Raw genomic sequence first — 25,574 nt, 5'->3', positions numbered from 1 at the left:
AGCGTTTCGCTCTAGTCGAGCACTTGACATAACCGTAACCCTATGGTTCAGGTTGAGAGTTTACCCCGACTGATTTGTACGAAAGCGTGATACACACTCATGGAAGGCGAGAGCCGATGACGCCCCCGCACAACTACCTCGCCGTAATAAAGGTCGTCGGCATCGGCGGCGGCGGCGTGAACGCAGTCAACCGGATGATCGAGCAGGGACTCAAGGGAGTTGAGTTCATTGCCGTCAACACGGACGCGCAAGCGCTGCTGATGAGTGATGCCGACGTCAAGCTCGACGTCGGCCGTGAACTCACCCGCGGCCTCGGAGCCGGCGCGGATCCCGAAGTCGGCCGCAAGGCCGCAGAAGACCACAAGGACGAGATCGAGGAAGTGCTCAAGGGCGCCGACATGGTGTTCGTCACGGCCGGTGAGGGCGGCGGTACGGGTACCGGCGGCGCCCCCGTCGTCGCGAGTATCGCGCGCAAGCTCGGGGCCCTGACCGTCGGTGTGGTGACCCGGCCCTTCTCGTTCGAGGGGAAGCGTCGCGGCGGGCAGGCCGATACCGGCATCCAGTCGCTGCGCGAATCGTGCGACACCCTCATCGTCATCCCGAACGACCGCCTTCTTCAGCTCGGTGACGCCGCGGTGAGCCTCATGGATGCGTTCCGTAGCGCCGACGAGGTCCTCCTCAACGGTGTTCAGGGCATCACCGACCTCATCACCACCCCGGGTCTGATCAACGTCGACTTCGCCGACGTCAAGGGCGTCATGTCCGGGGCCGGTAGCGCGCTGATGGGCATCGGGTCCTCGCGCGGTGAGGGGCGTGCCATCAAGGCTGCCGAGTCCGCGATCAACTCACCTCTCCTCGAAGCATCGATGGAGGGTGCGCGCGGCGTCCTGCTGTCGATCGCGGGTGGCAGCGACCTCGGACTGTTCGAGATCAACGAGGCCGCCTCGCTCGTCCAGGAAGCGGCGCACATCGATGCCAACATCATCTTCGGCACCGTGATCGACGACTCGTTGGGTGACGAGGTGCGGGTCACCGTCATCGCCGCCGGATTCGACGGCGGCACGCCTGCCCGTCGTCCGGTCGAGTCCACCGCCGCCGGCCGCAGCGCCATCGGGGCCGGACGCGCGGGTGAAGTGAACCAGGGCGCGGAGCCGCAGGGCGGTGAGCCGATGTCCGTGACCCGCGAGACGATCAGCTCGCACAGCGCGAGCAGTCTGCCTCCGTTGTCCGGAAACGGCTCTTCCCGGCCCGTGCCGGTGTCCGACGAGGAGGGCGAAGACGACGTCGACGTGCCCTCCTTCATGCGTCGTTGACGTCGCCGTCGGGACCCGGATTCCGGGTTCGCCGCGTCGTCACCGCACGTGCGGGTGGGCACTCCGTCGGACCGTACGAGTCCTTCAATCTGGGTGACCACGTGGGGGACGACCCCGGCGCGGTAGAGGCCAATCGTCGTCGGCTGGCCGACAAGATCGGTGTTCCGTTCGACCACCTGATCTGGATGGAACAGATACACAGTCGCACGGTGACGGTGGTCGACAGACCGACCGATACGGCTGTGCCGGCAACCGACGCGTTGGTGACCACGGTGCCGGGTTTGGCGCTGGCCACACTCAGCGCCGACTGTGTGCCCGTCCTGCTCTCCGACGAGGAGGCGGGCGTCATCGCGGCCGTGCACGCCGGACGGATCGGTGCACGCATCGGTATCGTCCCCCGGGTTCTCGAGGTGATGGTGGAGCAGGGCGCCCGGATCGGACGGATCGGTGCCTTCCTCGGCCCGGCCGCGAGTGGACGCCAGTACGAGGTTCCCGCCGCAATGCAGGCGGACGTCGAAAAGTACCTTCCCGGCAGTGCCGCCCGCACGGTGAAGGGGACCCCCGGTCTCGACCTGCGGGCCGGCATCCGCAGGCAACTGCTCGACGCGGGAGTGTCAGGTGTCGCCGAGGATCCGCGTTGCACCATCGAGGACCGGACCCTCTTCAGTCATCGGCGGGAGGCACCGACCGGCCGGCTCGCAGCGGTGATCTGGATGGATACTGGGCAGGGCGGCAGGTAGGCGCGCGAGAGGGTGTGGGAGTTGACGGCGATGGATCGTGTTCCGGAGGCGAGCGGAGCGGGTGACCGTGTCGCGCAGGTTTCGGATGCGCTCGGGGCTGTCCGGCAGCGGCTGGATGCGGCGTGCCGTGCGGCGGGACGCGAACCCTCGGAGGTGACGCTCCTCCCGGTCACCAAGTTTTTCCCGGAGTCCGATGCCCGCATCCTCTATGAACTCGGTTGCCGCGAGTTCGGTGAGTCGCGTGAGCAGGAAGCGACCGCGAAGATCGGCGAGTTCCGCGCCCGAAATCCGGACCCGGCGGTGCGGTGGCACATGATCGGCCACCTGCAACGCAACAAGGCCCGGGCGATCGCCCAGTGGGCGTACGCAATTCACTCGGTGGACAGCGAGCGCCTGGTCGGCGCGCTCGGTAAGGCAGCGACCGCGGCCGTCGAGGCGGGAGAACGCACGGAGCCGCTCCGGGTGTTGCTCCAGGTCAGCCTCGACGGTGATCCGCAGCGCGGCGGCGCTGTGGTGGGCGACCTCGAAAGCCTTGCGGCGCAGGTTCGGTCGGCTCCACACCTCGAATTCCGGGGTTTGATGGCCGTCCCGCCGATCGAGGCCGACCCGGATGCGGCATTCGAGGAGCTGTACAACATTCACGCCCGGTTGTGCTTGGAGCATCCCGATGCGACGGAGCTCTCAGCGGGGATGACGAATGATCTCGAGCACGCTGTCCGACACGGGTCGACGTGCGTGCGTGTCGGAACCGCTCTGTTGGGCGCGAGGCCTATAACCTCGAAATGATCGCCGAGGCGAGCCTCGAAGGAAAGTCGGCTGGGTGATCGCCAACCCGTCCACACCGCTGCGACCGGTCGTAGCGGGATCCTGTCCGCCGCGCCAAGGAAGGTCGATCAATGAGCAGTCTGCACAAGTTCAAGGCTTACTTCGGCATGGTTCCCCTCGACGACTACGAGGACGAGTACCTGGACGAGCCGGAGCCTGCGCGCAGGCCTGCACGCCCGGTACGGGACGGTGGACGTGATCCGTATCTCGACCGCGACGACCGGGACTTCGCCGAGCCTTCGTTCAGCAAGGCGGCATATGCCCCGGGTCGGCGCGACGATCTCGACGACGAGTTCGACCGCTATGAAGGCCCGCGGCACGCGTCGCGGGTCGAGCCTGTGGCTGTGCGTTCGGCGCGCCCCGGCGTGAGTGGGTCGGTCCGGGGGAGCACCCGCGGTGCGCTCGCTGTCGATACTCGATCCGAGCGGGTGGAAAGCCGCCGCGGACCTCTCTTCGACGAGGGCGGTCCGCTCTCGAAGATCACGACGCTGCGACCCCGCGACTACAGCGAGGCGCGCACCATCGGTGAGCGGTTCCGCGACGGCACCCCGGTCATCATGGACCTCGTGGAGATGAGCAACGCTGACGCGAAACGTCTCGTCGACTTCGCGGCGGGCCTCGCGTTCGCCTTGCGCGGCTCCTTCGACAAGGTGGCAACGAAGGTGTTCTTGCTCTCACCCGCCGATATCGACGTCTCGGCCGAGGAGCGCCGCCGGATCGCCGAGACGGGCTTCTACAGTCAGAAGTAGCACGGCGTGCAGCGGAAATAGGCACTGCGTGCAGCAGGCATAGGCGAAGCGGTCAGGGAAACCGAAGGGTGATCATCGGGATCAGGACGTTCGGACATCACGCAGGCTGCGGTGGCTGAGGTGCAGAGTGCCCTGGTCACGCGGCCCGTTTTGATAGACCGAACTGTTTCAGGCAGAGTGAAGGTGTGGCCTTGTTCTCGGTGATCTATTTGATACTGTTCGTTTTCTGGCTGCTTCTCATCGGCAGAATCATCGTCGAGTTCGTACGGACCTTCGCTCGGGACTGGCGGCCGACCGGCGTCGTGGTCGTCATTCTCGAGGCGATATTTACGGTCACAGATCCGCCGGTCAAGCTGCTGCGGCGGTTGATCCCCCCGATAAATCTCGGCGGGGTGCGGTTGGATCTATCCATCATGGTCTTGCTGTTCATCGTCTTCATCCTGATGTCGATCGTTCAGGGGCAAGCGCGTGCTACGGGTCTGGTGTGACAGAATGGACCCCATTGATCCAGTGTTGGTTCACCGTTACGTAGACTGCGCTGTAACTGAATGCTTGCTAGACCGCCAAATGACGCGTGAAGGGATCCTTCCATGCCGCTGACTCCAGCTGATGTGCACAATGTCGCGTTCAGCAAGCCGCCGATCGGTAAGCGGGGCTACAACGAAGACGAGGTCGATGCGTTTCTCGACCTTGTCGAGCAAGAGTTGTCGCGCCTGATCGAGGAGAACGCCGACCTTCGGCAGCGAGTGGGTGAGCTCGACAAGGAACTCGCCGATGCGAAGAAGGCCCCGCGCCCGTCCGGCGCAGCCTCAACGCCTGCGCCCAAGGCCGAGCCCGCTCGTGTCGTCGAGCAGCCCAAGGCGCCGGCGCCCGCACCGGCCCCGGCCGCCGCGGCACCGCAGGCGGCACCGCAGGGAGCGGACGCTCATATGCAGGCCGCCAAGGTGCTCGGGCTCGCCCAGGAGATGGCTGATCGCCTCACCAGCGATGCGAAGACCGAATCCGAGCAGCTTCTCGGTAATGCCCGCACCAATTCGGAGCAGCTGGTCAGCGACGCGCGGCAGCGTTCGGAATCGATGATTGCGGATGCTCGGCAGAAGTCCGAGGCGCTGATCACGGACGCGCAGACTCGTTCCGAGACCCAGCTGCGGCAGGCCAAGGAGAAGGCCGACGCACTGCAGGCCGACGCGGAGAAGAAGCACACCGAGATCATGGCGACGATCAACCAGCAGCGGTCGGTGCTGGAGGGTCGCATCGAGCAGCTCAAGACCTTCGAGCGTGAATACCGCGTGCGGCTGAAGTCGTACCTGGAGTCGCAGCTCGAGGAGCTGGAGCAGCGGGGTTCCGCCGTTCCGGTGGACGGTGGTCAGGATTCGTTCGCGCAGGGCGGATCGCAGTCGAATTACAGCCAGTCCTACGCCAAGGGCAATAGCTGACTGAGCGTGCGGAAGTTGCCCAGCCAGCGGCCCGGATAGAGGTTGAGCCGTGCTGGTCGTGACACTCGTTCTTGCAGCGGTGGGGTTCGCCCTCCTGGTGGTCGCTCTGATGACCGGTTCGGTCATCTGGGCCTGGGGATGCATCGTGGTGTGCGTCGCGGGTGCGGTGCTGCTGTTGATCAGTGCCCTCGCGGGCAGGCGGACGGCAGCGGTGTCCGGCCGCGGTACCGATTCAGTTCCGCCCACCGACCCGTCGAGTGACTGACCGCGCCGGTTTCCCACGGCGAGGACGACTACACTACGTAGAGCGAGCAATTTCAGATAGCGAGACAACCACGGCGTCGATCCGGCCATCACCGGGGAGCCTTCGGAAGAACGGCCGTACGCAGGCTCAGTAGAACCGAACGGGTGGGCCCGTCACAGCCCGCTAGTGAGAGGCACTCCTCGGAGTGCAAGCGGGGTGGTACCGCGGTGGTGACGCAGGAGGCGTCCCCGTCGTCCCCGTGCCGAGTACGTCAGGCACGAGGAGATCGCGGTGAGCACCACCAGTAACGTCACCAGCACCAACGAGTCCTACCCGAAGGTCGATTACGGCGTTCCGCAGGATGCGGGCGTCAAGTTCCCTCAGGTGGAGCAGCGTGTGCTCGCGGGGTGGGACGAGGACGACACTTTCCGGGCGTCCGTGACACAGCGTGAAGGTGCCGAGGAATTCGTCTTCTACGACGGACCGCCGTTCGCCAACGGTCTTCCGCACTACGGTCACCTGTTGACCGGGTATGTCAAAGACCTCATCCCACGTTTCCAGACCATGCGCGGCAAGAAGGTCGAGCGCCGGTTCGGCTGGGACTGCCACGGCCTTCCGGCCGAACTCGAGGCGGAGAAGCAGCTCGGCATCAAGGACAAGTCCGAGATCGACGTCATGGGTCTCGAGAAGTTCAACGAATACTGCAAGTCCTCGGTTCTGCGATACACCGACGAGTGGCGCAACTATGTCACCCGTCAGGCCAGGTGGGTCGACTTCGACAACGATTACAAGACCCTGGACCTCGACTTCATGGAGTCGGTCATGTGGGCCTTCAAGGAGTTGTTCGACAAGGGGCTGATCTACCAGGGTTTCCGCGTACTGCCGTACAGCTGGTACGAGCAGACGCCGCTGTCGAATCAGGAGACCCGACTCGACGACGCCTACAAGATGCGTCAGGACCCGGCCGTCACCGTCGACATGCCGCTGCGCGGTGAGGGCCCGCTGGACGGCGCGAACGCGATCATCTGGACCACGACGCCGTGGACTCTGCCGTCCAACCTCGCGATCGCGGTGCACCCCGACATCGACTACGTGCAGGTGTCGGGTCTCGACGGGAAACGCTATGTGCTCGCCCGCGATCGTCTGGGCCACTACGCGCGGGAACTCGGGGACTCGCCGGACGTGCTGTCCGAGCACACGGGGGCCGACCTCATCGGTCTGCACTACGACCCGCCGTTCGACTTCTTTGCCGGTCACGAGAACGCGCACCGCGTCATCTCGGCCGACTACGTCACCACCGAGTCCGGTACCGGAATCGTGCACATGGCCCCGGCTTTCGGTGAGGAGGACTACGACTACTGCCTCCGCAACGGCATCGAATTGGTCCAGCCGCTCGACGCGGGTGGCAAGTTCACGTCGATGGTGCCGCCCTACGAGGGGCTCCAGGTGTTCGACGCGAACCCGGCGATCATCAAGGACCTCAAGGCTGCTGGAAAGTTGCTGCGGCACGAGACGATTGAGCACTCGTATCCGCACAGCTGGCGCAGCGGGCAGCCGCTCATCTACATGGCGGTCCCGTCGTGGTTCGTCGCGGTCACCAAGTTCCGCGATCGGATGGTGGAACTGAACCAGGAGATCACCTGGGTGCCGGAGCACATCCGCGACGGACAGTTCGGCAAGTGGCTCGAGGGTGCCCGAGACTGGAACATCAGCCGGAACAGGTACTGGGGCAGCCCCATCCCGGTGTGGGTCTCCGACGACCCGGCCTATCCGCGGACCGACGTGTACGGCTCGCTCGACGAACTCGAGCGCGACTTCGGCGTGCGCCCGACCGATCTGCACCGGCCGATGATCGACGACCTCGTGCGCCCGAACCCGGACGATCCGACGGGGAAGTCGATGATGCGTCGCGTGCCCGAGGTGCTCGACTGCTGGTTCGAATCCGGGTCGATGCCGTACGCCCAGGTGCATTACCCGTTCGAGAACCGTGAGTGGTTCATTGGGGCGACGGGGGATGACACCGCGCACTTCCCGGGCGATTTCATCGTGGAGTACAACGGTCAGACCCGCGGCTGGTTCTACACGCTGCACGTGCTGGCGACGGCATTGTTCGACCGTCCCGCGTTCAAGACGGTTGCGGCCCACGGCATCGTCCTCGGTGACGACGGACTGAAGATGAGCAAGTCGAAGGGCAACTACCCGGATGTCAAGGAGGTGTTCGAGCGCGACGGTTCGGACGCCATGCGGTGGTTCCTCATGTCTTCGCCGATCCTGCGGGGCGGAAATCTCGTGGTCACCGAGCAGGGCATCCGTGAGGGTGTCCGGCAGGCGCTGCTGCCGTTGTGGAACGCTTGGAGTTTCCTGCAGCTGTACGCGCCGAAGTCGGGTCAGTGGCGGACCGACTCGACCAACGTCCTCGACCGGTACATCCTCGCCAAGCTGGCCGGCACCAGGGACGTGATCACCGATGCGCTCGAGACGAACGACATCGCCGGGGCGTGCGACGAACTGCGCACGTTCTGTGATGCGTTGACGAACTGGTATGTGCGGCGGTCGCGTTCGCGTTTCTGGGACGAGGACAAGGACGCCGTCGACACCCTCCACACGGTACTCGAAGTGGTCACCCGGCTCGCCGCTCCGTTGCTGCCGCTGATCAGTGAGGTCATCTGGCGTGGGCTCACCGGCGGACGGTCCGTGCACCTCGCCGACTGGCCGGCCGCAGGTGATTTGCCGGCGGATGCGGAGTTGGTGTCGGCGATGGACGAGGTTCGGTCGGTGTGTTCGACGGTGCTGGGTCTGCGGAAGGCCCAGAACCTGCGGGTGCGGTTGCCGCTGCCGGAGGTGACGGTGGCCGCGGACGACGCCGAGCGTCTGCGCCCCTACCTGGGACTGATTGCCGACGAGGTGAATGTGAAGAAGGTCGACCTCACGACGGATGTGGACGTGCACGGCCGTTTCGAGCTCGTCGTCAACGCGCGTGCCGCGGGGCCGCGCCTGGGCAAGGACGTGCAGACCGTCATCAAGGCCGTGAAGGCCGGTGACTGGTCGGAGAACTCGGACGGCGTCGTCACCGCGGCGGGGATCGAGTTGCTGCCGGAGGAGTACACGCAGCGGCTGGTCGCCGCCGAACCGGAGTCGACGGCAGCCCTGCCTGATGGGGCCGGCCTGGTGGTTCTCGACTCCGCCGTCACCGAGGAACTCGAAGCCGAGGGCTGGGCGAAGGACCGCATCCGTGAGTTGCAGGATGCGCGCCGGGCGGCGGGCCTCGACGTGTCGGACCGGATCACCGTGGTGCTCGAGGTCCCGGCCGAACGGCGGGACTGGGCACGTGCTCACCGCGAGCTGATCGCGGGCGAGATCCTCGCTGTCGAGCTCGAACTGGCAGAGGCGCCCGCCGACGCGGTCGAGCTCGGTGAGGGTGTGCGGGCGGCCATCTCGAAGGTGTGATCTGTCGGACCACGCGGGTAGGTTGCACCAGGTGAGTCGTCGATGGGTGCTGCACCTCGACATGGATGCCTTCTTCGCCTCCGTGGAGCAGCTCACCCGGCCGACGTTGCGTGGCCGCCCGGTGCTCGTCGGTGGGCTCGGCGGTCGTGGGGTGGTCGCCGGGGCCAGTTACGAGGCGCGGGTGTTCGGCGCCCGTTCCGCGATGCCGATGCACCAGGCCCGGCGACTCGTCGGGCCCGGTGCCGTCGTGTTGCCGCCGCGCGGCCGGCTGTACGGGATGTTGAGCAAGTCCGTGTTCGATGCGCTGCGTGGCCCCATGCCCGTGCTCGAGCAGCTGTCGATGGACGAGGCGTTCGGTGAACCGGCGGAGCTGGCCGGGGTGGACCCGGCCACTGTCCGCCGGTACTGCGAAGCCCTGCGCGCCCTGGTCTTCGAAGAAACCGGACTGGTCGCGTCGATCGGTGCGGGATCCGGCAAGCAGGTGGCAAAGATCGCGTCCGGTCTGGCCAAGCCGAATGGAATCACCGTCATCGCGCCGGAGGAACAGCAGGAGTTGCTCGACGGGTTGCCCGTGCGGAAGTTGTGGGGCATAGGTCCCGTCGCCGAGGACAAGCTCAAACGCCTCGGCATCGAGACGATCGGAAGTTTCGCGCGCACTCCCGAATCCGAGGTGGCTTCCATTCTCGGCACCACGGTCGGCCCCGGCCTGCACCGGCTGGCGCGGGGGATCGACAATCGGCCAGTTGCCGAGCGGGCCGAGTCGAAACAGGTCAGTGCCGAGACCACCTATGCCACCGACATCGTCACCCTCGCGGAGCTTCGGGGAGCGGTCGAGTCGAGTGCGGGTTCCGCCTTCGCGCGCCTGCAGAAGGACGGCCGCGCGGCACGGACGGTGGTGCTCAAGTTGAAGAAGGCGGACATGAGCATCGTCACCCGATCGGTCACCTTGCCCTACGCCACCCTGGATCGTCCCACCCTGGTCGCCGCGGCTCAGCGGCAGGTGATCGACCCTCTCGAGCTCGGTCCCGTACGCCTTGTCGGGGTCGGCTTCGCCGGTCTGTCGACGGTGCGGCAAGGGTCGCTGTTCCCCGAACTGGATCTGGACGTGCCCGGCTATCCGGACTCGGCGGCGACGCGAAACGAAGGCGGCGACGCGGTGTCGCCCGTGCAGCCGATCCCGGCACGCGAACCCGATCGACGATGGCATCCGGGTCTGGACGTGAGGCACCCCGACTTCGGGCACGGGTGGGTCCAGGGGGCGGGGCATGGTGTCGTGACCGTCCGATTCGAAACGCGCACAACAGGTCCCGGCATAGCCCGCACGTTCAAGGAGGACGACGAGCAACTCGAGCACGCAGGAGTGGAGGGCTCCCTCGCCTGAGGTTCCGGCCTGGCTGGGACGGAGTGGAGGGTGGCTCGGCGAGAAGGTAGCCTCGGGGGCTGGTGCTTACCCTTGGGTAATGTTGCCCCAGGATGCAGCACTTCGATGCTGAGTTCGCCCGAGAACGAACACCCGAGAATGAAGAGGTTATTCAGTTGAAGCTTCGTAAGATCACGGTTGCCGCAGTAGCGATCGCCGCAGCCCTCACGATGTCCGCCTGTGGTTCGGACGACAGCGACACGGCGACCAAGACCACGACCACCACGACTTCCGCAGCCGAAACCTCGGAAGCCATCGAGGTGCCCACCGCCGCCGAACTCAACGCTCTGCTCGTCAAGGGTCTCGATCCCAACACGCCCCTCGAGGAGAAGTCGGTCATGGTCGAGGGCTCCGAGCAGGACCCTCAGCTGATCAACCAGGTCGCCGCCGCAGCCAAGGCAAACAACGCCGAGGTCACCGTGCTCGACCCGGTCATCGACAACGGTGACGGCACCGCCAGTGGCCAGCTGCAGCTGACCGTCAACGGCCAGGTTCAGCAGGGTGGTCTGCCCGCGATCTTCATCCCGGGCGAGAACGGCGAATGGAAGCTGTCGAAGGTCACCGCGTGCCAGATCGTGTCGCTCGCGCAGCTGACCTCGCCGGCGTGCCCCGCCTGATCGAAGACGATCCGGTCCCGACGGACCGATAAAAAGTAGGTGCCGATGCCGGCGTCCCGTCACGGGACGCCGGCATCGGTCGTTTCGAGTCGGCCGCTCAGCTGGCAGGCGCGGACGCGAGCTTGCTCACGGCGGCGTGCGTCATGTCCTCGAAGACGCCCTCGTCGATCGGCTCCTGCCCGGTGGCCACCAACTGGGTCACGGTGCATCCGGTCATCGCGACGACCACATCCGAGACGAGGCTGAAGCCGTCACTGGTGGTGATGAGCCGGAACCCGGTCGACGCATCGCCCGCGGGTCGTCCGTCCCGGCCGCCGACCCGGTACTGCACGTCCACCCCGTCGGCGTCCGTGCCGGAGTAGTCGGTGCACTGGGCGAGGGTGGTCTGGATGTCGGTGAACGCCTGTGCCGCGTCGGCGGCCGTGGGGTAGCTCGTCGCATCTTGATCGACGGTCGTGAAGTTCGGGCCCTGAAACCAGGCCGACGCGGACGCAGCGGCGCCGGGATGCTGATCCGCAACAGGGGACAGGACGGCGCTGCACAGGGCCGGGTCGGTGCTCGATTTGTCGGACTGCGCGGCCTCGGAGGCCGGCGGGAGTCCGAGGTCCTCCTCGGGGTCGGCGACGGGGGAGAAGCCGACGGGAAGGTCACCGACGTCGAGCAGTGCAGCCCGTAGCACGGCCGAATCGGTGAACGGAGCACCGGAGGCGTCGGGGGGCGCCGTCACCATCGGGCCGAGCGGTGCGAGGAACTCGTCGGATCCCGGTTCGCTGTCTGCGGCGGACGAGCACGCCGACACTGCGAGGGCTGTCAGGACGGCAGCGATGGCACTGGCGCGCATCAGGATCCCCACTGCACCCGGTTCGAGGTGGTCTGCCGCAGAAGGGTGGCGCCCTCCGGGTCACTGTATTGCTGCTCACCGGACACGGTTACCGTCCCGGCGACAGGCAGCGGAAGGCCGAGATCGACGGTCGTCGTGCCCGCCCCCCGCATGACGTACTGGTCGACGTTCAGGGTCCCCGCCTCACCGGGGAGCTGCCAGATCGGTGACTGCGGTGTCTGGTCGACGGTGTAGTCGATGGTCACCCGGTTCCCGTCGCGCGCGGTGAGGGTGGCGACAGTGGTTTGATCCAGGGCGATGCCGCTCATGACTTTCTGATGGATGGTCCACTGCGCTCCTATGCCGACGGGTTCGGCGGGGAAGGCGATAGTGCGGTACACCGCCTGATAGAACGCCTGCTCGATTGCCGAACGCGCTATGTCCTGCGATTCGGCCGCAGGACGGAGGCGAAGGGCGGTGATCGCGCCGGTCGAATCGAACGTGAAGCCGGCCCCGGATCCCTTGCTCGCTTCCAGGGCGCTCGCCAGGCGGGAGTCCGGACTCGTCACGGCGCCGAGCGTGAGGTCGAGGGCGATGGCCCCGTCGGCGTCTTCGGTCGGGCGTGTGACCACCGCGGTGAGGGGCACCGTGATCTCGGGGGAGGAAAAGTCCTGGACCGGCTGATCGTCGATCCGCTGGAATACCTCGGCGCCCGTGGTCAGCTGCACCTGCTGGGCGACGTCTACCGCCGGCCGGCGCTGAAGCACCTCTCGCGGCTCGTCACCGGGCCGAGTCAGCCGGACGGTCGTCGCGGAGATGGGGACCGTCACCTCGGCGGTGGTCGACGTGGTTCCCGCGGGACCTGCCTGCGAGGAGTCGTCGTCACTTCCACAGCCCGCGGCCAGAGCGACCAGGGAGAGTGTTGCGGCGAGGAGAGAGGAACCGGGTCGCGAAGCTTTCGAGAACAGTGGCACGCCCCCAGGTTAGTGGGCACGGGAGCGCGTGAACCGCGGCTTGCCCGCGTAGTGGATGATGGACGGGTGAGTCAAGACCCCGCGGCCGAGAACGACACCGCCGCCGAAGACCCGAACGACACCGACACGACCACCACCTCCGCGCCCGCGGCTGCACGGTATCAGCGCATGCGGTTGCTGTTCGTGATCGCCGGTGTCGTGCTGATCACCGACCTCGTGACCAAGGTGCTCGCCGTTGCCAGGATCGAGCCGGGGGAGTCGGTTCGGGTGATCGGCGACGTGGTCACGCTGCGTCTCGTGCGCAACCCGGGTGCCGCGTTCTCGATGGCCACGGGCATGACGTGGTTGCTCACGCTGGTGGCCGTCGGTGTGGTCATCGGGGTCGTGCGCATCGGACGGACTCTGCGGTCACCGTGGTGGGCGCTCGGTCTGGGACTCGTCCTCGGTGGCGCCCTGGGCAACTTGGTCGACCGTTTCTTCCGGGCACCGGGAGTGATGCAGGGGCACGTCGTCGACTTCGTCTCCGTCGGCTGGTGGCCGGTGTTCAATGTGGCCGACTCCGGCATCGTGTGCGGTGCGGTCTTACTCGTCGTGCTCACCCTGATAGGCCTCGAACCGGACGGAACTCGGAAGGTGGAGAAGAAGTGAGGGAAACTCGGTCGATGCCGGTCCCGGACGGGCTCGACTCGATGCGGGTCGACGCCGGCCTCGCGCGACTGCTCGGGCTCTCGAGGACCGCGGTCGCGCAGCTCACCGAGGACGGGTCGGTTCTCGTCGACGGAGCGCCCGTCGGAAAATCCGATCGACTCTCGGCCGGGACGTGGCTGGAGGTGGAACTCCCGGAGCCGCCGCGCCCGCTGACGATCGAGGCGGAACCCGTCGAGGGTATGGAAATCCTGTACGCCGACGACGACGTCGTCGCAGTCGACAAGCCGGTGGGTGTGGCCGCCCATGCCAGTGTGGGCTGGACCGGTCCCACGGTGATCGGCGGCCTGGCCGCCGCAGGTTTCCGGATTTCGACGTCGGGTGCGCACGAACGGCAGGGCATCGTCCATCGGCTCGACGTCGGCACGTCGGGTGTGATGGTGGTGGCCACGTCCGAGCGCGCCTACACGCTTCTCAAGCGCGCATTCAAACAGCGGACCATCGACAAGCGGTATCACGCCCTCGTGCAGGGTCACCCCGATCCGAGTAGCGGAACCATCGACGCACCGATCGGGCGGCATCGCAGCAACGACTGGAAGTTCACGGTCACCGCGGACGGCAAGCCCAGCATCACGCACTACGACACCGTGGAGGCGTTTCAGGCGGCGAGCCTGCTGGACATTCACCTCGAGACGGGACGGACCCACCAGATCCGCGTGCACTTCGCGGCTCTGCGGCATCCGTGCTGCGGTGACCTCACCTATGGCGCGGACCCCCGGCTGGCGGAACGGCTCGGTCTCGAGCGCCAGTGGTTGCACGCTCGATCGCTCGGCTTCGCGCATCCGGCGGACGGGCGGTGGGTGGAAATCACGTCCAAGTATCCGAAAGACCTCGAGGATGCTCTCGAGGTTCTCCGGTCCAGCTGAGGTGATCCGCGGCCGCCCGACCGGAGTCGCCGTCCCAGTCGGTGTCACCATCGCGGTGGTGTTGCTCCTGGTGATCGTGCTGGGAATCACCAATCCGGTTCGAGCCCCGCTCGTCACGTCAGATGCTCTCGGTCCGGACAACGGCGAAGTGGTGTCCGATTATGTGGCTCGTGCGGCCGGAACGCTGGAACAGCCGCCCGGGAACGAGCACTGGGCCCTGGTGTCGTTCACCCGGCCGGTGTCCTCCGACACCGTGCGCGAGGTCGCGGCCATGGTGCGGGTGTCACAGTTGCTGTTTCGGCTTCCCCTCGACCGGGTCCAGACGCCGCTCGTGCCGGTGTCGGTCGGCTCGGGTGCCGCAGCGATCGAACGCGCACACGTCCTGGCGTCCGCCCGGGTCCAGCGCATGACCGGCGAGACGGTCCGGCAGGGGAACATTGCTGCGGTGTCCTCCCAGGAGTTCGCGCGCGACTGCGCCTGTGTGATCGGCATCGTGGTGCGGGGGGACCTCGACCGGTTGGGCGCACTGCGCTCGACCTCGGCGGTCCGCGCTGTCGAGGCGCTGCACGCCGACGCGGTGTTCGGGCGTTTCGCGATCCGGCCTCTACTGCCCGAGCAGGCCCAGACGGTCTCGCCCGGCCCCGACGACGGTGCGGTGGTATCCGGAGGTGGCCCGTGACAGCGCGGAAGGCGGAAACCGTCGGCGTTGCCTGCGGAGTCGGTGCCTACGCGCTCTGGGGTGCTTTTCCCGCGTTCTTCGGAATTCTCGGCCCGGCGGGGTCGGTCGAGATTCTCGCCCATCGGGTGGTGTGGACGCTGGCCCTGATGCTCGTGGTGCTGTGGGCGTCCGGGCGCATCCGCTCGCTGCGCGGACTCGGGGTGCGGACATGGCTCCTCGTCGCCGCGGCGTCGGCATTGATCGCGATCAACTGGGGCACGTACATCTACGGCGTGACGTCGGACCGGGTGGTCGAGACTGCACTCGGCTATTTCATCAACCCGCTGGTGAGCGTTCTGCTGGGGGTAGTGATCTTCCGGGAGCGTCTGGTGCCGGCGCAGATCGTGGCCCTCGCGCTCGCCGCCGCGGCGGTCGTCGTGATCACCGTCGACTACGGACATCCGCCGTACATCGCGCTCACCCTGGCGCTGTCCTTCGCGCTGTACGGGCTCTGTAAGAAGGTGATGCCGCTGGACCCGAGGACCAGTCTCACCGCCGAAGGCATCGTTGCGGGACCGATCGCGCTCGGCTATCTCGTCTACCTGTCGGTCGTCGGCACCGGCACGTTCCTCGGGCACGGGCCAGGTCACAGCCTGCTCCTCATCGCCGCCGGCCCGGTGACCGCGCTTCCGCTGCTGCTGTTCGGTGCTGCCGCGCAGCGAGTGCCGCTGCGCACGCTCGGAATGTTGCAATACTTGACACCTGCCCTGCAGATGATGTGGGGCGTCGCGGTCCTGCACGAGGACATGCCGGCCTCCCGGTGGATCGGATTCGCGTTGATCTGGGTGGCACTTGCGATCTTCACTACCGATGCGCTGGTGCGTGTTCGGCGCGGAAGGCAGTCGGCGCGATCGTCACAGGAGCCCGTCCAGTAACTCTCGTCACGAGTTCGCCGACACCCCGCCGCAGCGGCGGGTGGTGTCGGTTCGAGGGCCTACACTCGTGAGGCTCCCAGACCTTCAGAGAGGCGCACGTGGCTGACTCGTTCGTACATCTGCACAATCACACCGAGTATTCGATGCTCGACGGTGCGGCCAAGGTCGGCCCCCTGTTCGAAGAGGCCGAGCGGTTGGGAATGACCGCGGTGGGAATGACCGACCACGGCAACATGTACGGTGCCAGCGAGTTCTACAACGTAGCGAAGAAGCAGGGCATCAAGCCGATCATCGGGATCGAGGCCTACGTTGCTCCCGAATCCCGTTTCAACACCAAAAGGGTTCTGTGGGGTGACCGCAGCCAGAAGTCCGACGACGTCTCCGGTAGCGGTGCGTACACCCACATGACGATGGTTGCCGAGAACGCCACCGGTCTGCGAAACCTGTTCAAGCTGTCCTCCCTCGCGTCGATCGAGGGGCAGCTCGGCAAGTGGGCGCGCATGGACGAGGAGTTGATCGCCACCTACCACGAGGGCATCATCGCCACCACCGGATGCCCGTCCGGTGAAATCCAGACACGCCTGCGGCTCGGTCACGACCGGGAGGCCCTCGAAGCCGCCGCGAAGTGGCAGGAGATCTGGGGCAAGGACAACTTCTTCCTCGAACTGATGGACCACGGTCTGTCGATCGAACGGCGGGTCCGGGAGGGACTGCTCGAGATCAGCAAGAAGCTCGACATTCCGCCGCTCGCCACCAACGACTGCCACTACGTCACCAAGGACGCCGCGGAGAACCACGAGGCCCTCCTCTGCATCCAGACCGGTAAGACACTGTCCGATCCCACCCGGTTCAAGTTCGACGGCGACGGCTACTACCTGAAGTCCGCCGCGGAGATGCGGGCACTGTGGGACGACCAGGTGCCCGGCGCGTGCGACAACACGCTGCTGATCGCCGAGCGTGTCCAGTCGTACGACGACGTGTGGGCGCACCACGACCGGATGCCGATCTTCCCGGTCCCCGAGGGCGAGACACAGGGCACCTGGCTGCGCAAGGAGGTCATGCGCGGACTGGACCGCCGGTTCCCCGACGGACCGCCCGAGGAGTACCTCGCCCGCGCCGATTACGAGATCGGTGTCATCCTCGAAATGGGTTTCCCGGCATACTTCCTCGTCGTCGGTGACCTGATCAACCACGCGCGCGAGGTGGGTATCCGCGTCGGTCCCGGCCGAGGTTCCGCCGCAGGGTCGCTCGTGGCGTACGCGATGGGTATCACCAATATCGATCCGATCCCGCACGGTCTGCTGTTCGAGCGGTTCCTCAACCCCGAGCGCGTGTCGATGCCCGATATCGATATCGACTTCGACGACCGTCGGCGCGGTGAAATGGTGCGCTACGCCACCGACAAGTGGGGAAGCGACCGGGTGGCTCAGGTCATCACGTTCGGCACCATCAAGACGAAGGCGGCCATCAAGGACTCCGCCAGGGTCCAGTTCGGTCAGCCGGGATTCGCGATCGCCGATCAGATCACCAAGGCGCTGCCGCCGCCCATCATGGCCAAGGACATCTCGGTGTCGGGCATCACCGATCCGAATCACGAGCGGTACAAGGAAGCGGTGGAGGTTCGTGCCCTCATCGACTCCAACCCGGACGTCGCGAAGATCTACCAGACTGCCAAGGGTCTCGAAGGCCTGATCCGCAACGCGGGCGTCCACGCCTGCGCGGTGATCATGTCGTCCGAGCCGTTGATGGACGCCATTCCGGTGTGGAAGCGCGCCCAGGACGGCGCCATCATCACCGGTTGGGACTACCCCTCGTGTGAGGCCATCGGCCTCCTCAAGATGGACTTCCTCGGCCTTCGAAACCTCACCGTCATCGGTGATGCCATCGACAACATCAAGGCCAACCGAGGCATTGACCTCGACCTCGACACGCTACCGCTCGACGATCCCGCAACCTACGAATTGCTCTCGCGGGGTGACACTCTCGGTGTCTTCCAGCTCGACGGCAGCGCCATGCGGGACCTGCTGCGCCGCATGCAGCCCACCGGCTTCGAGGACATCGTCGCGGTGCTCGCGTTGTATCGGCCGGGCCCGATGGGCATGAACGCGCACAACGACTATGCCGACCGCAAGAACGGCCGCCAAGAGGTCAAGCCCATCCACCCGGAGCTCGAGGAGCCCCTGAAGGAGATTCTCGCCGACACCTACGGGCTGATCGTCTACCAGGAGCAGATCATGCAGATCGCTCAGAAGGTGGCCGGGTACTCGCTGGGGCAGGCCGACATTCTCCGTCGGGCCATGGGTAAGAAGAAACTCTCCGTGCTGGAGGAGGCGTACGCCGGGTTCCGCGAGGGCATGCTCGCCAACAACTTCTCCGAGCCGGCGATCAAGGCGTTGTGGGACACCATCCTCCCGTTCGCCGGCTACGCCTTCAACAAGTCTCACGCCGCCGGCTATGGACTGGTGTCGTTCTGGACGGGATATCTCAAGGCCAACTACCCCGCCGAGTACATGGCGGGCCTGCTCACCTCGGTAGGCGACGACAAGGACAAGGCCGCCATCTATCTCGCCGACTGCCGCAAGATGGGTATCACGGTGTTGCCGCCCGACGTGAACGAGTCGGAGGTCAATTTTGCCTCGGTCGGCGAAGACATCCGCTTCGGCATGGGCGCGGTGCGCAACGTCGGGGCCAATGTGGTCGCGTCGATCATCAAGGCGAGGAAGGAGAAGTCCAAGTTCGTGGACTTCTCGGACTACCTCAACAAGATCGACGCCGCAGCCTGCTCCAAGAAGGTTACCGAATCGTTGATCAAGGCGGGTGGGTTCGACTCGCTCGGCCATCCCCGCAAGGGACTCATGCTCGTCCACGCCGACGCGATCGACGCAGTGATGGGTACCAAGAAGGCGGAGGCCATCGGCCAGTTCGACCTGTTCGGGGGCGACGACGCCGACGAATCGATCTCCTCGGTGTTCAACGTCAAGATTCCCGACGAGGAATGGGACAGCAAGCACCGACTGGCGTTGGAACGGGAGATGTTGGGGCTCTACGTTTCGGGGCATCCGCTCAACGGCGTCGAGCACGTCCTGTCCGCCCAGTCGGACACGGCGATTCCGGCCATCCTCGAAGGCGATGTGAAGGACGGCGCCCAGGTCACCGTCGGCGGTATTCTCGCCTCGGTCAACCGGCGGATCAACAAGAACGGTCTGACGTGGGCGTCGGCACAGCTCGAGGATCTGTCGGGCGGTATCGAGGTGCTGTTCTTCCCGCAGGCGTACTCGGTCTACGGGATGGACGTCACCGAGGATTCCGTCGTCCTCGTCAAGGGGCGGGTGTCTGTCCGTGACGACCGCATCTCGCTTATCGCGAACGACCTTGCAGTGCCGGACCTTTCGGCCGTCGGTGTCGCCAAGCCGCTGGCGGTGAGCCTCCCGTTGCGCCAGTGCACCAAAGACAAGCTGGGGGCACTCCGGCAGGTACTCACCCGGCACCCGGGAACCTCGGACGTGCATGTGCGGTTGATCGGTGGAACCGAGATCACGTTGTGGAAGGTCGACGACGTGCTGCGTGTCGAGCCGTCGTCGGCATTGATGGGCGACCTCAAGGCGCTGCTCGGGCCCAGCTGTCTGTCGGTGTGACCTATTCGGGTGGGGCGTCGGGAAAGAGCCGGCGCACCCACCAGACCACCACTGCGACAGCGGCTGCGGTGAGGACGGCCACCGGCACGGCCTCGGTGATGATCAGAACGGCCACGAAAACCAGCAATCCGACGGCGAGAGCTTCGAGTTTGTAGAGGGGCCACGCGGTACCGGCGAGATCGACGGTGCGGGGAGGCCGGCTGCCTGTGACGTGAGGGATCGGCGTGTCGGATGTCGTCATCGCGGGTTCACCTCGCTGTTCGTAGATCCGTGTGTGTCGATCAGGGTACGCGCAACTGGGAGTTCGGTCCAACGAACACTCGAGGTCGGGCGGTCGATTCGGAGTGTTCGGTGGCGCAGACCGGATGGTCGGGGTTCACTGGACGCATGCCACTCACAGGTGAATACGAACCCAGTCCGTCCAAGTGGGCCGCAGATCAAGCGGAGTTGATCGAATCGAGCAACGGCGCCGAAGGTACGACGCTCAATGGAATGCCGGTCGTCCTGTTGACCACCCGCGGCGCGAAATCCGGGAAGCTTCGCAAGACCCCGCTGATGCGCGTCGAGCATGACGGAAAGTATGCGATCGTGGCGTCCCTCGGCGGCGCTCCGAAGAACCCCGTGTGGTACTACAACGTGAAGGCCGATCCGCACGTCGAGCTCCGGGACGGTCAAACGACACGGGACATGGTGGCCCGGGAGGTGACCGGCGAGGAGAAGGCAGCCTGGTGGGAGCGCGCAGTCGCTGCGTTCCCCAACTACGCCGATTATCAGAAGAACACCGACCGGGAAATTCCCGTCTTCGTTCTCGAGCCCGCCTGAGAATTGCCCCGGCTGGTACGGCGGGCTGTGGTGGTGGGAACATATGCGGGTGTCCACATCGCCCGATACCGCAGCCCGCAACACCACTTCGCCCCTGACCGTGGGCGACATCGACGCGGCGATCGAGCGAATTTCCCACGTGATCGACGCCACGCCGCTGCAATGGAGCGAGCGACTGTCGGCGCTCACCGGCGCGAATGTCTATCTCAAGCGTGAGGACCTACAGGTCGTCCGCTCCTACAAGCTGCGGGGCGCCTACAACCTCATGGCTCAGCTCGCCCCGGACGAACGTGCGGCGGGTGTGGTGACGGCCAGCGCGGGCAATCATGCGCAGGGAGTGGCCTTCGCCTGCCGCGCAATGGGAATCGTCGGACGAATCTATGTTCCGTCCAGTACGCCGAAGCAGAAGCGCGACCGCATCCGCGCGCACGGCGGCGAGTTCGTCGAACTCATTCTGACGGGGGAGACCTACGATGCCGCGGCCGCTGCCGCCACCGCCGATGTGCTGCGCACCGGGGCGACGATGGTCCCACCGTTCGACGACGCACGCACTGCGGCGGGCCAGGGGACGATCGCCGCCGAGATCCTTGCGCAGCTCGACACGGTTCCCGACGCGGTGGTCGTCCCGGTCGGGGGAGGCGGGTGCATCGCCGGTATGGCGACCTATCTTCACGCTCACGCGCCGCGGACTGCCCTCGTCGGCGTGGAGCCGACCGGCGCGGCGTCGATGACCGCCGCCCTGGTGGCCGGGGCGCCGGTCACGCTGTCGGAGATCGACCCGTTCGTCGACGGTGCCTCGGTGAAGCGGGTCGGCGACCTGCCGTTCGCCGTCGTGTCCGCGCTCGGCGCCGAGGTCGTTTCGCATACGGCGCTGCTGCAGGCTGACGGGTCGACGATCCGACTCGATCCGGAGAGCTTCGTCATGACGAACCTCGACGAAGGTGCCTTGTGCACCACGATGCTCGAGCTGTACCAGAACGAGGGCATCATCGCCGAACCCGCCGGCGCACTGTCCGTCGCCGCCCTCGGCAGCATCACGTTCGAACCCGGTTCGACGGTGGTGTGCCTCGTGTCGGGCGGTAACAACGACGTCTCGCGTTATGGCGAGATTCTGGAACGGTCGCTGGTGCATCTCGGTCTCAAGCACTACTTCCTCGTCGATTTTCCGCAGGAACCGGGCGCGCTGCGACGATTCCTGGACGAGGTGCTCGGTCCCGAGGACGACATCACGCTGTTCGAGTACGTCAAACGGAACAACCGTGAGACCGGCGCCGCCCTGGTGGGTATCGAGTTGGGGAATGCGGACGGTCTCGGCGACCTCCTCGAGCGGATGGAGCACTCGCAGATGCAGGTGGAGCGGCTTGAACCGGGTAGCCCGGCGTACCGGTACCTCACCTGAGTTACTTCTGCAGGAGTCGCTCCACGACCTTGCTGTACAGCGCGGGTTCGGGCAGGGGGAGTCCGAGTAGTGCTGCGAGGTAAATTCCGTCGCCGACCAGCCGGACGATCTCGGCCTGCACCGGGTCGTCGATTTCGCTGTGCAGGCCTTCGTCCCAGCCGCGCATGACCTCGATCACCGCTCGCTGGATCTCGTCGTGTTGTCCGTCGACGCTGCGCAATGCGGCGATGGTGGATCGATAGAGGGCCAGCTCTTCCGTCGTGCTGGCATCCGGAACCTGCAGATACCACTCGGACAACGAGGTGCCGCCGGAGACGGCGTCGGCGAGCTGGGCGTCGGCGCGCTCGCCCAGGCGACGCACCATCGCCGCGAGAAGTGCCTCTTTGCTGGGGAAGTGGTACAGGAGACCACCCTTGGAGACCTCTGCTTCGGCGGCGACTGCTTCGAGTGTCACCTGGGCGATTCCCACGTCGAGTAACAACTTCTCGAGGGCGTCGAGTATTCGATCGCGCGTACCGGCAGCCATGAAGAGGGACTGTACCTGGAAATAACTTTACCGTCCGGACGGTTCAAGCTACAGTAGCCAGCTGTACCGGCTGGACGGTTTACCTACCGTGTCGGCCCTCCGAGGAAAGTCGTAGGAAAGAAATGTCTGTCTCCACGGATCGCGGGATCAACGACGCCTTCGGCGCGCCGGATCAGGCATCCGCGTCACGCCGAGACTGGCTCGGGCTCGTCGTTCTGGCGTTTGCCGTACTCCTCATCGCCGTCGACGGCACGGTGCTCGATCTCGCTCTTCCCTTCATCAGTGCCGATCTCGAGCCGAGCAGCACCCAGCTGCTGTGGATCATCGATGTCTACTCCTTCGTGCTCGCCGGACTGCTCATCACGATGGGCACCCTCGGTGACCGCATCGGCCGACGGCGCCTACTGCTCGTGGGCGCTGCCGGTTTCGGTATCGCCTCGTTGATCGCGGCGTGGGCGCCCACCCCGGAGATGCTCATCGTCGCGCGGGTTCTGCAGGGAATCTCCGGTGCAACCCTCATGCCGGCGACTCTCGGGCTGATTCGGACGATCTTCGCCAACCCTCGCGAGCGCACACTGGCGATCGGTGTGTGGGGCGCGATGGCCGGCGGCGGAACCGCGGCCGGCCCTCTGATCGGGGGCTGGCTACTCGAACACTTCTGGTGGGGTTCGGTGTTCCTGATCAACATCCCGGTGATGCTGGTCCTCATCGTCGCCGGACCGCTCGTGATCCCCGAGTCGAAGGATCCGACACCGGGTCGCTTCGACCTGCTCAGCGCTGCGCTGTCGATGTCGACGATGCTGCCGCTCGTGTATGCGGTGAAGGAAACGGTGGTCCACGGGATCGCGCTGGAACTCCTTGCGATCGGCCTGGTCGGCGCGGCGTCGGGCGTGGCATTCGTGCGCAGGCAGCGCGCGATGAAAGATCCGATGATCGACGTCGCGCTGTTCGCCAAGCCGGCCTTCTCGACGGCCGTCCTCACGAACCTACTGTCTATCTTCGCCCTGGCAGGCGTGCTGTTCTTCGGATCCCAGTATCTGCAGCTGGTGCTGGGTAACACGGCATTGGAATCGGGTGTGCTGATGCTCCCCGGCATGCTGCTCAGCGCTGTCACCGCGCTCGCCGCCGCCTGGATGGTGCGCCGGTGGTCGACGTCCCACGTCCTCGGTGGGGGCCTCGCGGTCGCCGGACTCGGTGCCGCGATGATGCTGACACTGAGTGTCGACGGTGCCCCGACGATGTTCGTCGCCGGCTTCGCCCTCGCCGGGGCCGGTGTCGGAATTGCCTTGACCCTGACATCCGACCTCGTCGTGAGTGCGGTCGAGCCCGAGCGGGCGGGCGCCGCCTCGGCCGTGTCCGAGACGGCGTACGAACTCGGTGTCGCACTGGGTGTCGCGGTCCTGGGCAGCGTGGTGATGGCCTTCTTCCGCGGCGGCCTCGACACATCGATGCTGGCACCGGAACGGGTGGACGCGGCCCGGGGCACGCTCGGTGCGGCGGTCGCGGAAGCCGAGCATCTACCCGATACGTCGCGATCGGTCTTTCTGGAGTCGGCGCAGTCGGCGTTCGTCGAGGGCATGCACGTGGCCGCAGGCGCCACCGCGCTGATTCTGTTCGCCACCGCGGTGCTCGTGCTCCGGATGCTGCGCGGCCGTCAGCCCGAGGCGACAGTGCGCGAGGCATCGAGCACCACGAACGAGTGACCCGGCACGATCGTCGCCGAAGCGGTCTCGTCCTGCTTCGGCGGCTCCCACCACAACACGGGGGAGCCGCCGACCGGCACGGTCACCGGGTCCGCTCCGAGATTGCACGCGAGTCGCAGCGCACCGCGATGCACCACGACCCAGCGTTCGTCCTCGTCGTAGTCGACGGTGAGGTCGCTCAGCCACGGATCGGTCAGCTCGACGCGTTCACGTCGCAGGCGAATCAACGCGCGGTAGCACTCGAGTAACCGGGCATGGGGTTCGCGCCCTCGTTCGTCCCAATTCAGCTTCGAGCGCTGGAAAGTGAGCGGGTCCTGCGGGTCCGGGACGTCTTCGGTACTCCAGCCGTGCTCGGCGAACTCGGCTTTGCGGCCTTCCGCGGTTGCCCGTGCCAGCTCGGGCTCCGGATGCGAGGTGAAGAACTGGAAGGGTGTGCTCGCGCCCCACTCCTCGCCCATGAACAGCATCGGCGTGAACGGCGAGCACAACACGAGTGCCGCCTTCACGGCCAGCTGCCCCGAGTCGAGATAGGCGCCCGGGCGGTCACCGATCGCCCGATTACCCACTTGATCATGTGTGCAGGTGTAGGTGACCAGCGAACTGGCCGGAATCTGCCGCGTGTCCAAACGACGCCCGTGGATGCGTCCGCGGAACGTCGAGTACGTGCCGGCGTGAAACCAGCCCTGCCGCATCGTTTCCGCCAGGCACGCGAGTGACCCGAAGTCACCGTAATAACCCTGCCGTTCACCCGACACCGCGGCGTGAACTGCGTGATGCATGTCGTCGTCCCACTGCGCGTCGAGGCCGTACCCACCGGCAGAACGCGGAGTGATCAACTTCGGATCGTTGAGATCGCTTTCGGCAATGAGGGTCAGCGGCCGACCCAGATGGGCAGAGAGGCGGCGCGTTTCGACAGCCAGTTGTTCGAGGAGGTGGGTCGCGGTGTGGTCGACGAGGGCGTGGACCGCGTCGAGACGCAGCGCGTCGACATGAAACTCCTCGAACCAGCGGAGCGCGTTGTCGATGATGTAGCGCCGCACATGGTCGCTGCCGGGGCCGTCGAGGTTGATGCTGCGACCCCACGTGTTCGCGCCCTGCGCCAGGTAGGGGCCGTAGCGGTCGAGGTAGTTTCCCGATGGTCCCAGGTGGTTGTAGACCACATCGAGTACCACTCCGAGGCCGCGCGCGTGGCAGGCGTCGACCAGGGCCTGCAGGCCGTCGGGACCTCCGTAGGCCTCGTGCACGGTGTACCAGAGGACGCCGTCGTATCCCCAGTTGTGGGTTCCGTTGAAACCGTTGACGGGCATCACTTCCACGAAGTCGATCCCGAGTTCCACGAGGTGGTCGAGCTTGTCGACGGCCGCGGCGAAGGTTCCTTCGGGCGTAAAGGTTCCGATGTGAAGTTCGTAGATGGAGGCCCCGGCGAGCTGGCGGCCGTGCCACTGCGAGTCCGTCCACGCGTCCCGGTCGACGGTGTGAAGCTGTGACGGTGCGTGCACGCCGTCGGGTTGGCGTGGCGAACGGGGGTCGGGGAGGGCGGTGTCGTCATCGTCGAGAAGGAAGGCGTACCGCGAGTCGTCAGACGCGTCGACCTCCGCTCGCCACCAGCCGTCAGGAGAGGGTGTCATGTCGTGACTTCGGCCGTCGACGTCCACGCGAACGGCGCTCGGAATCGGGGCCCATACCTCGAAAGTGTGCACCCGATAAGCATGCCTTGCCCTCGCGCGGCGTGCAGGGTTG

Annotated in this window: 23 protein-coding genes; 18 read left to right on the top strand and 5 right to left on the bottom strand. The window is 66.1% G+C overall.

The window, feature by feature from the left end:
* Nucleotides 1–116 precede the first annotated feature (116 nt).
* The 10 genes from ftsZ (at nt 117) to L1080_RS12840 (ending at nt 10,791) form a co-directional block, all read left to right on the top strand.
* The gene (ftsZ, locus tag L1080_RS12885; RefSeq protein WP_109329280.1) at nt 117–1,313 is read left to right on the top strand and encodes a cell division protein FtsZ; all 1,197 of its coding nucleotides are present in this window, start codon (nt 117–119) and stop codon (nt 1,311–1,313) included.
* Nucleotides 1,310–2,053 (top strand): peptidoglycan editing factor PgeF, encoded by a 744-nt coding sequence (gene pgeF / locus L1080_RS12880; RefSeq protein ID WP_250774228.1) that lies wholly within the window; start codon nt 1,310–1,312, stop codon nt 2,051–2,053. Before ftsZ ends, pgeF begins: the two co-directional genes overlap by 4 nt.
* Before the next feature lie 30 nt (nt 2,054–2,083).
* Nucleotides 2,084–2,839 carry a YggS family pyridoxal phosphate-dependent enzyme gene (locus L1080_RS12875; protein WP_250774230.1) on the top strand — a complete coding sequence of 252 codons (756 nt, stop codon included), beginning with the start codon at nt 2,084–2,086 and terminating at the stop codon, nt 2,837–2,839.
* Between the two features lie 110 nt (nt 2,840–2,949).
* Nucleotides 2,950–3,627, top strand: a complete 678-nt coding sequence (locus L1080_RS12870) for a cell division protein SepF (protein ID WP_159921727.1) — start codon at nt 2,950–2,952, stop codon at nt 3,625–3,627.
* Nucleotides 3,628–3,812: 185 nt separating this feature from the next.
* A complete protein-coding gene (locus L1080_RS12865; RefSeq protein ID WP_005247609.1) occupies nt 3,813–4,115 on the top strand; it encodes a YggT family protein in 303 nt (100 codons plus the stop codon).
* A gap of 102 nt (nt 4,116–4,217) precedes the next feature.
* Complete coding sequence (gene wag31 / locus L1080_RS12860) at nt 4,218–5,063, top strand: DivIVA-like cell division protein Wag31 (protein ID WP_159921729.1); 846 nt, start codon at nt 4,218–4,220, stop codon at nt 5,061–5,063.
* 49 nt (nt 5,064–5,112) lie between these two features.
* Nucleotides 5,113–5,328 carry a hypothetical protein gene (locus L1080_RS12855; RefSeq protein WP_213572412.1) on the top strand — a complete coding sequence of 72 codons (216 nt, stop codon included), beginning with the start codon at nt 5,113–5,115 and terminating at the stop codon, nt 5,326–5,328.
* 270 nt (nt 5,329–5,598) lie between these two features.
* The gene (ileS, locus tag L1080_RS12850; protein WP_250774231.1) at nt 5,599–8,754 is read left to right on the top strand and encodes an isoleucine--tRNA ligase; all 3,156 of its coding nucleotides are present in this window, start codon (nt 5,599–5,601) and stop codon (nt 8,752–8,754) included.
* A gap of 31 nt (nt 8,755–8,785) precedes the next feature.
* The gene (locus L1080_RS12845; protein WP_459030924.1) at nt 8,786–10,135 is read left to right on the top strand and encodes a DNA polymerase IV; all 1,350 of its coding nucleotides are present in this window, start codon (nt 8,786–8,788) and stop codon (nt 10,133–10,135) included.
* Between the two features lie 155 nt (nt 10,136–10,290).
* Nucleotides 10,291–10,791 (top strand): hypothetical protein, encoded by a 501-nt coding sequence (locus tag L1080_RS12840; RefSeq protein WP_159921735.1) that lies wholly within the window; start codon nt 10,291–10,293, stop codon nt 10,789–10,791.
* A 97-nt stretch (nt 10,792–10,888) separates the two neighbouring features.
* Here the strand turns inward: L1080_RS12840 and L1080_RS12835 are convergent, their stop codons facing one another.
* Together L1080_RS12835 and L1080_RS12830 are read right to left on the bottom strand one after the other, a co-directional pair.
* Nucleotides 10,889–11,632 carry a sensor domain-containing protein gene (locus L1080_RS12835; protein ID WP_250774239.1) on the bottom strand — a complete coding sequence of 248 codons (744 nt, stop codon included), beginning with the start codon at nt 11,630–11,632 and terminating at the stop codon, nt 10,889–10,891.
* On the bottom strand, nt 11,632–12,585 hold the full coding sequence (locus L1080_RS12830; protein ID WP_208961808.1) for a hypothetical protein: 954 nt from the start codon (nt 12,583–12,585) through the stop codon (nt 11,632–11,634). Before L1080_RS12830 ends, L1080_RS12835 begins: the two co-directional genes overlap by 1 nt.
* 51 nt (nt 12,586–12,636) lie before the next feature.
* Between L1080_RS12830 and lspA the strand changes: the two genes are divergently transcribed.
* The 5 genes from lspA (at nt 12,637) to dnaE (ending at nt 19,384) form a co-directional block, all read left to right on the top strand.
* Nucleotides 12,637–13,233, top strand: coding sequence for a signal peptidase II (lspA, locus tag L1080_RS12825; RefSeq protein ID WP_201453562.1), 597 nt, complete (start codon nt 12,637–12,639; stop codon nt 13,231–13,233).
* 14 nt (nt 13,234–13,247) lie between these two features.
* The gene (locus L1080_RS12820) at nt 13,248–14,156 is read left to right on the top strand and encodes an RluA family pseudouridine synthase (RefSeq protein ID WP_201453613.1); all 909 of its coding nucleotides are present in this window, start codon (nt 13,248–13,250) and stop codon (nt 14,154–14,156) included.
* On the top strand, nt 14,128–14,835 hold the full coding sequence (locus tag L1080_RS12815) for a hypothetical protein (protein WP_250774241.1): 708 nt from the start codon (nt 14,128–14,130) through the stop codon (nt 14,833–14,835). Before L1080_RS12820 ends, L1080_RS12815 begins: the two co-directional genes overlap by 29 nt.
* Nucleotides 14,832–15,749: an EamA family transporter RarD gene (gene rarD, locus L1080_RS12810; protein WP_159921745.1), complete on the top strand. Its 918-nt coding sequence runs from the start codon at nt 14,832–14,834 to the stop codon at nt 15,747–15,749. Before L1080_RS12815 ends, rarD begins: the two co-directional genes overlap by 4 nt.
* 98 nt (nt 15,750–15,847) lie before the next feature.
* Nucleotides 15,848–19,384 (top strand): DNA polymerase III subunit alpha, encoded by a 3,537-nt coding sequence (gene dnaE, locus L1080_RS12805; RefSeq protein ID WP_109329304.1) that lies wholly within the window; start codon nt 15,848–15,850, stop codon nt 19,382–19,384.
* 1 nt (nt 19,385) lies between these two features.
* Here dnaE and L1080_RS12800 read toward each other — a convergent pair whose 3' ends face one another.
* A complete protein-coding gene (locus L1080_RS12800) occupies nt 19,386–19,625 on the bottom strand; it encodes a hypothetical protein (protein WP_159921747.1) in 240 nt (79 codons plus the stop codon).
* Between the two features lie 146 nt (nt 19,626–19,771).
* On the opposite strand from L1080_RS12800, the gene L1080_RS12795 reads away from it, so the two are divergent.
* Nucleotides 19,772–20,206: a nitroreductase family deazaflavin-dependent oxidoreductase gene (locus L1080_RS12795; protein WP_250774244.1), complete on the top strand. Its 435-nt coding sequence runs from the start codon at nt 19,772–19,774 to the stop codon at nt 20,204–20,206.
* 49 nt (nt 20,207–20,255) lie between these two features.
* On the top strand, nt 20,256–21,605 hold the full coding sequence (gene ilvA, locus L1080_RS12790) for a threonine ammonia-lyase IlvA (RefSeq protein ID WP_159921751.1): 1,350 nt from the start codon (nt 20,256–20,258) through the stop codon (nt 21,603–21,605).
* A 1-nt stretch (nt 21,606) separates the two neighbouring features.
* Here ilvA and L1080_RS12785 read toward each other — a convergent pair whose 3' ends face one another.
* Nucleotides 21,607–22,131 (bottom strand): TetR/AcrR family transcriptional regulator, encoded by a 525-nt coding sequence (locus L1080_RS12785; protein WP_159921753.1) that lies wholly within the window; start codon nt 22,129–22,131, stop codon nt 21,607–21,609.
* 122 nt (nt 22,132–22,253) lie between these two features.
* Between L1080_RS12785 and L1080_RS12780 the strand changes: the two genes are divergently transcribed.
* The gene (locus L1080_RS12780) at nt 22,254–23,834 is read left to right on the top strand and encodes an MFS transporter (RefSeq protein WP_250774246.1); all 1,581 of its coding nucleotides are present in this window, start codon (nt 22,254–22,256) and stop codon (nt 23,832–23,834) included.
* Here L1080_RS12780 and treZ read toward each other — a convergent pair.
* Nucleotides 23,786–25,534, bottom strand: coding sequence for a malto-oligosyltrehalose trehalohydrolase (treZ, locus tag L1080_RS12775; protein ID WP_250774248.1), 1,749 nt, complete (start codon nt 25,532–25,534; stop codon nt 23,786–23,788). The two genes, L1080_RS12780 and treZ, sit on opposite strands and share 49 nt — an antisense overlap.
* Nucleotides 25,535–25,574 lie beyond the last annotated feature (40 nt).

The sequence above is a fragment of the Rhodococcus sp. MSC1_016 genome (assembly GCF_023667485.2).
Lineage (GTDB): Bacteria > Actinomycetota > Actinomycetes > Mycobacteriales > Mycobacteriaceae > Rhodococcus_F > Rhodococcus_F oxybenzonivorans.
Note: the sequence above shows the minus strand (reverse complement) of the source record. Positions and strands in the feature narration are given on the sequence as shown.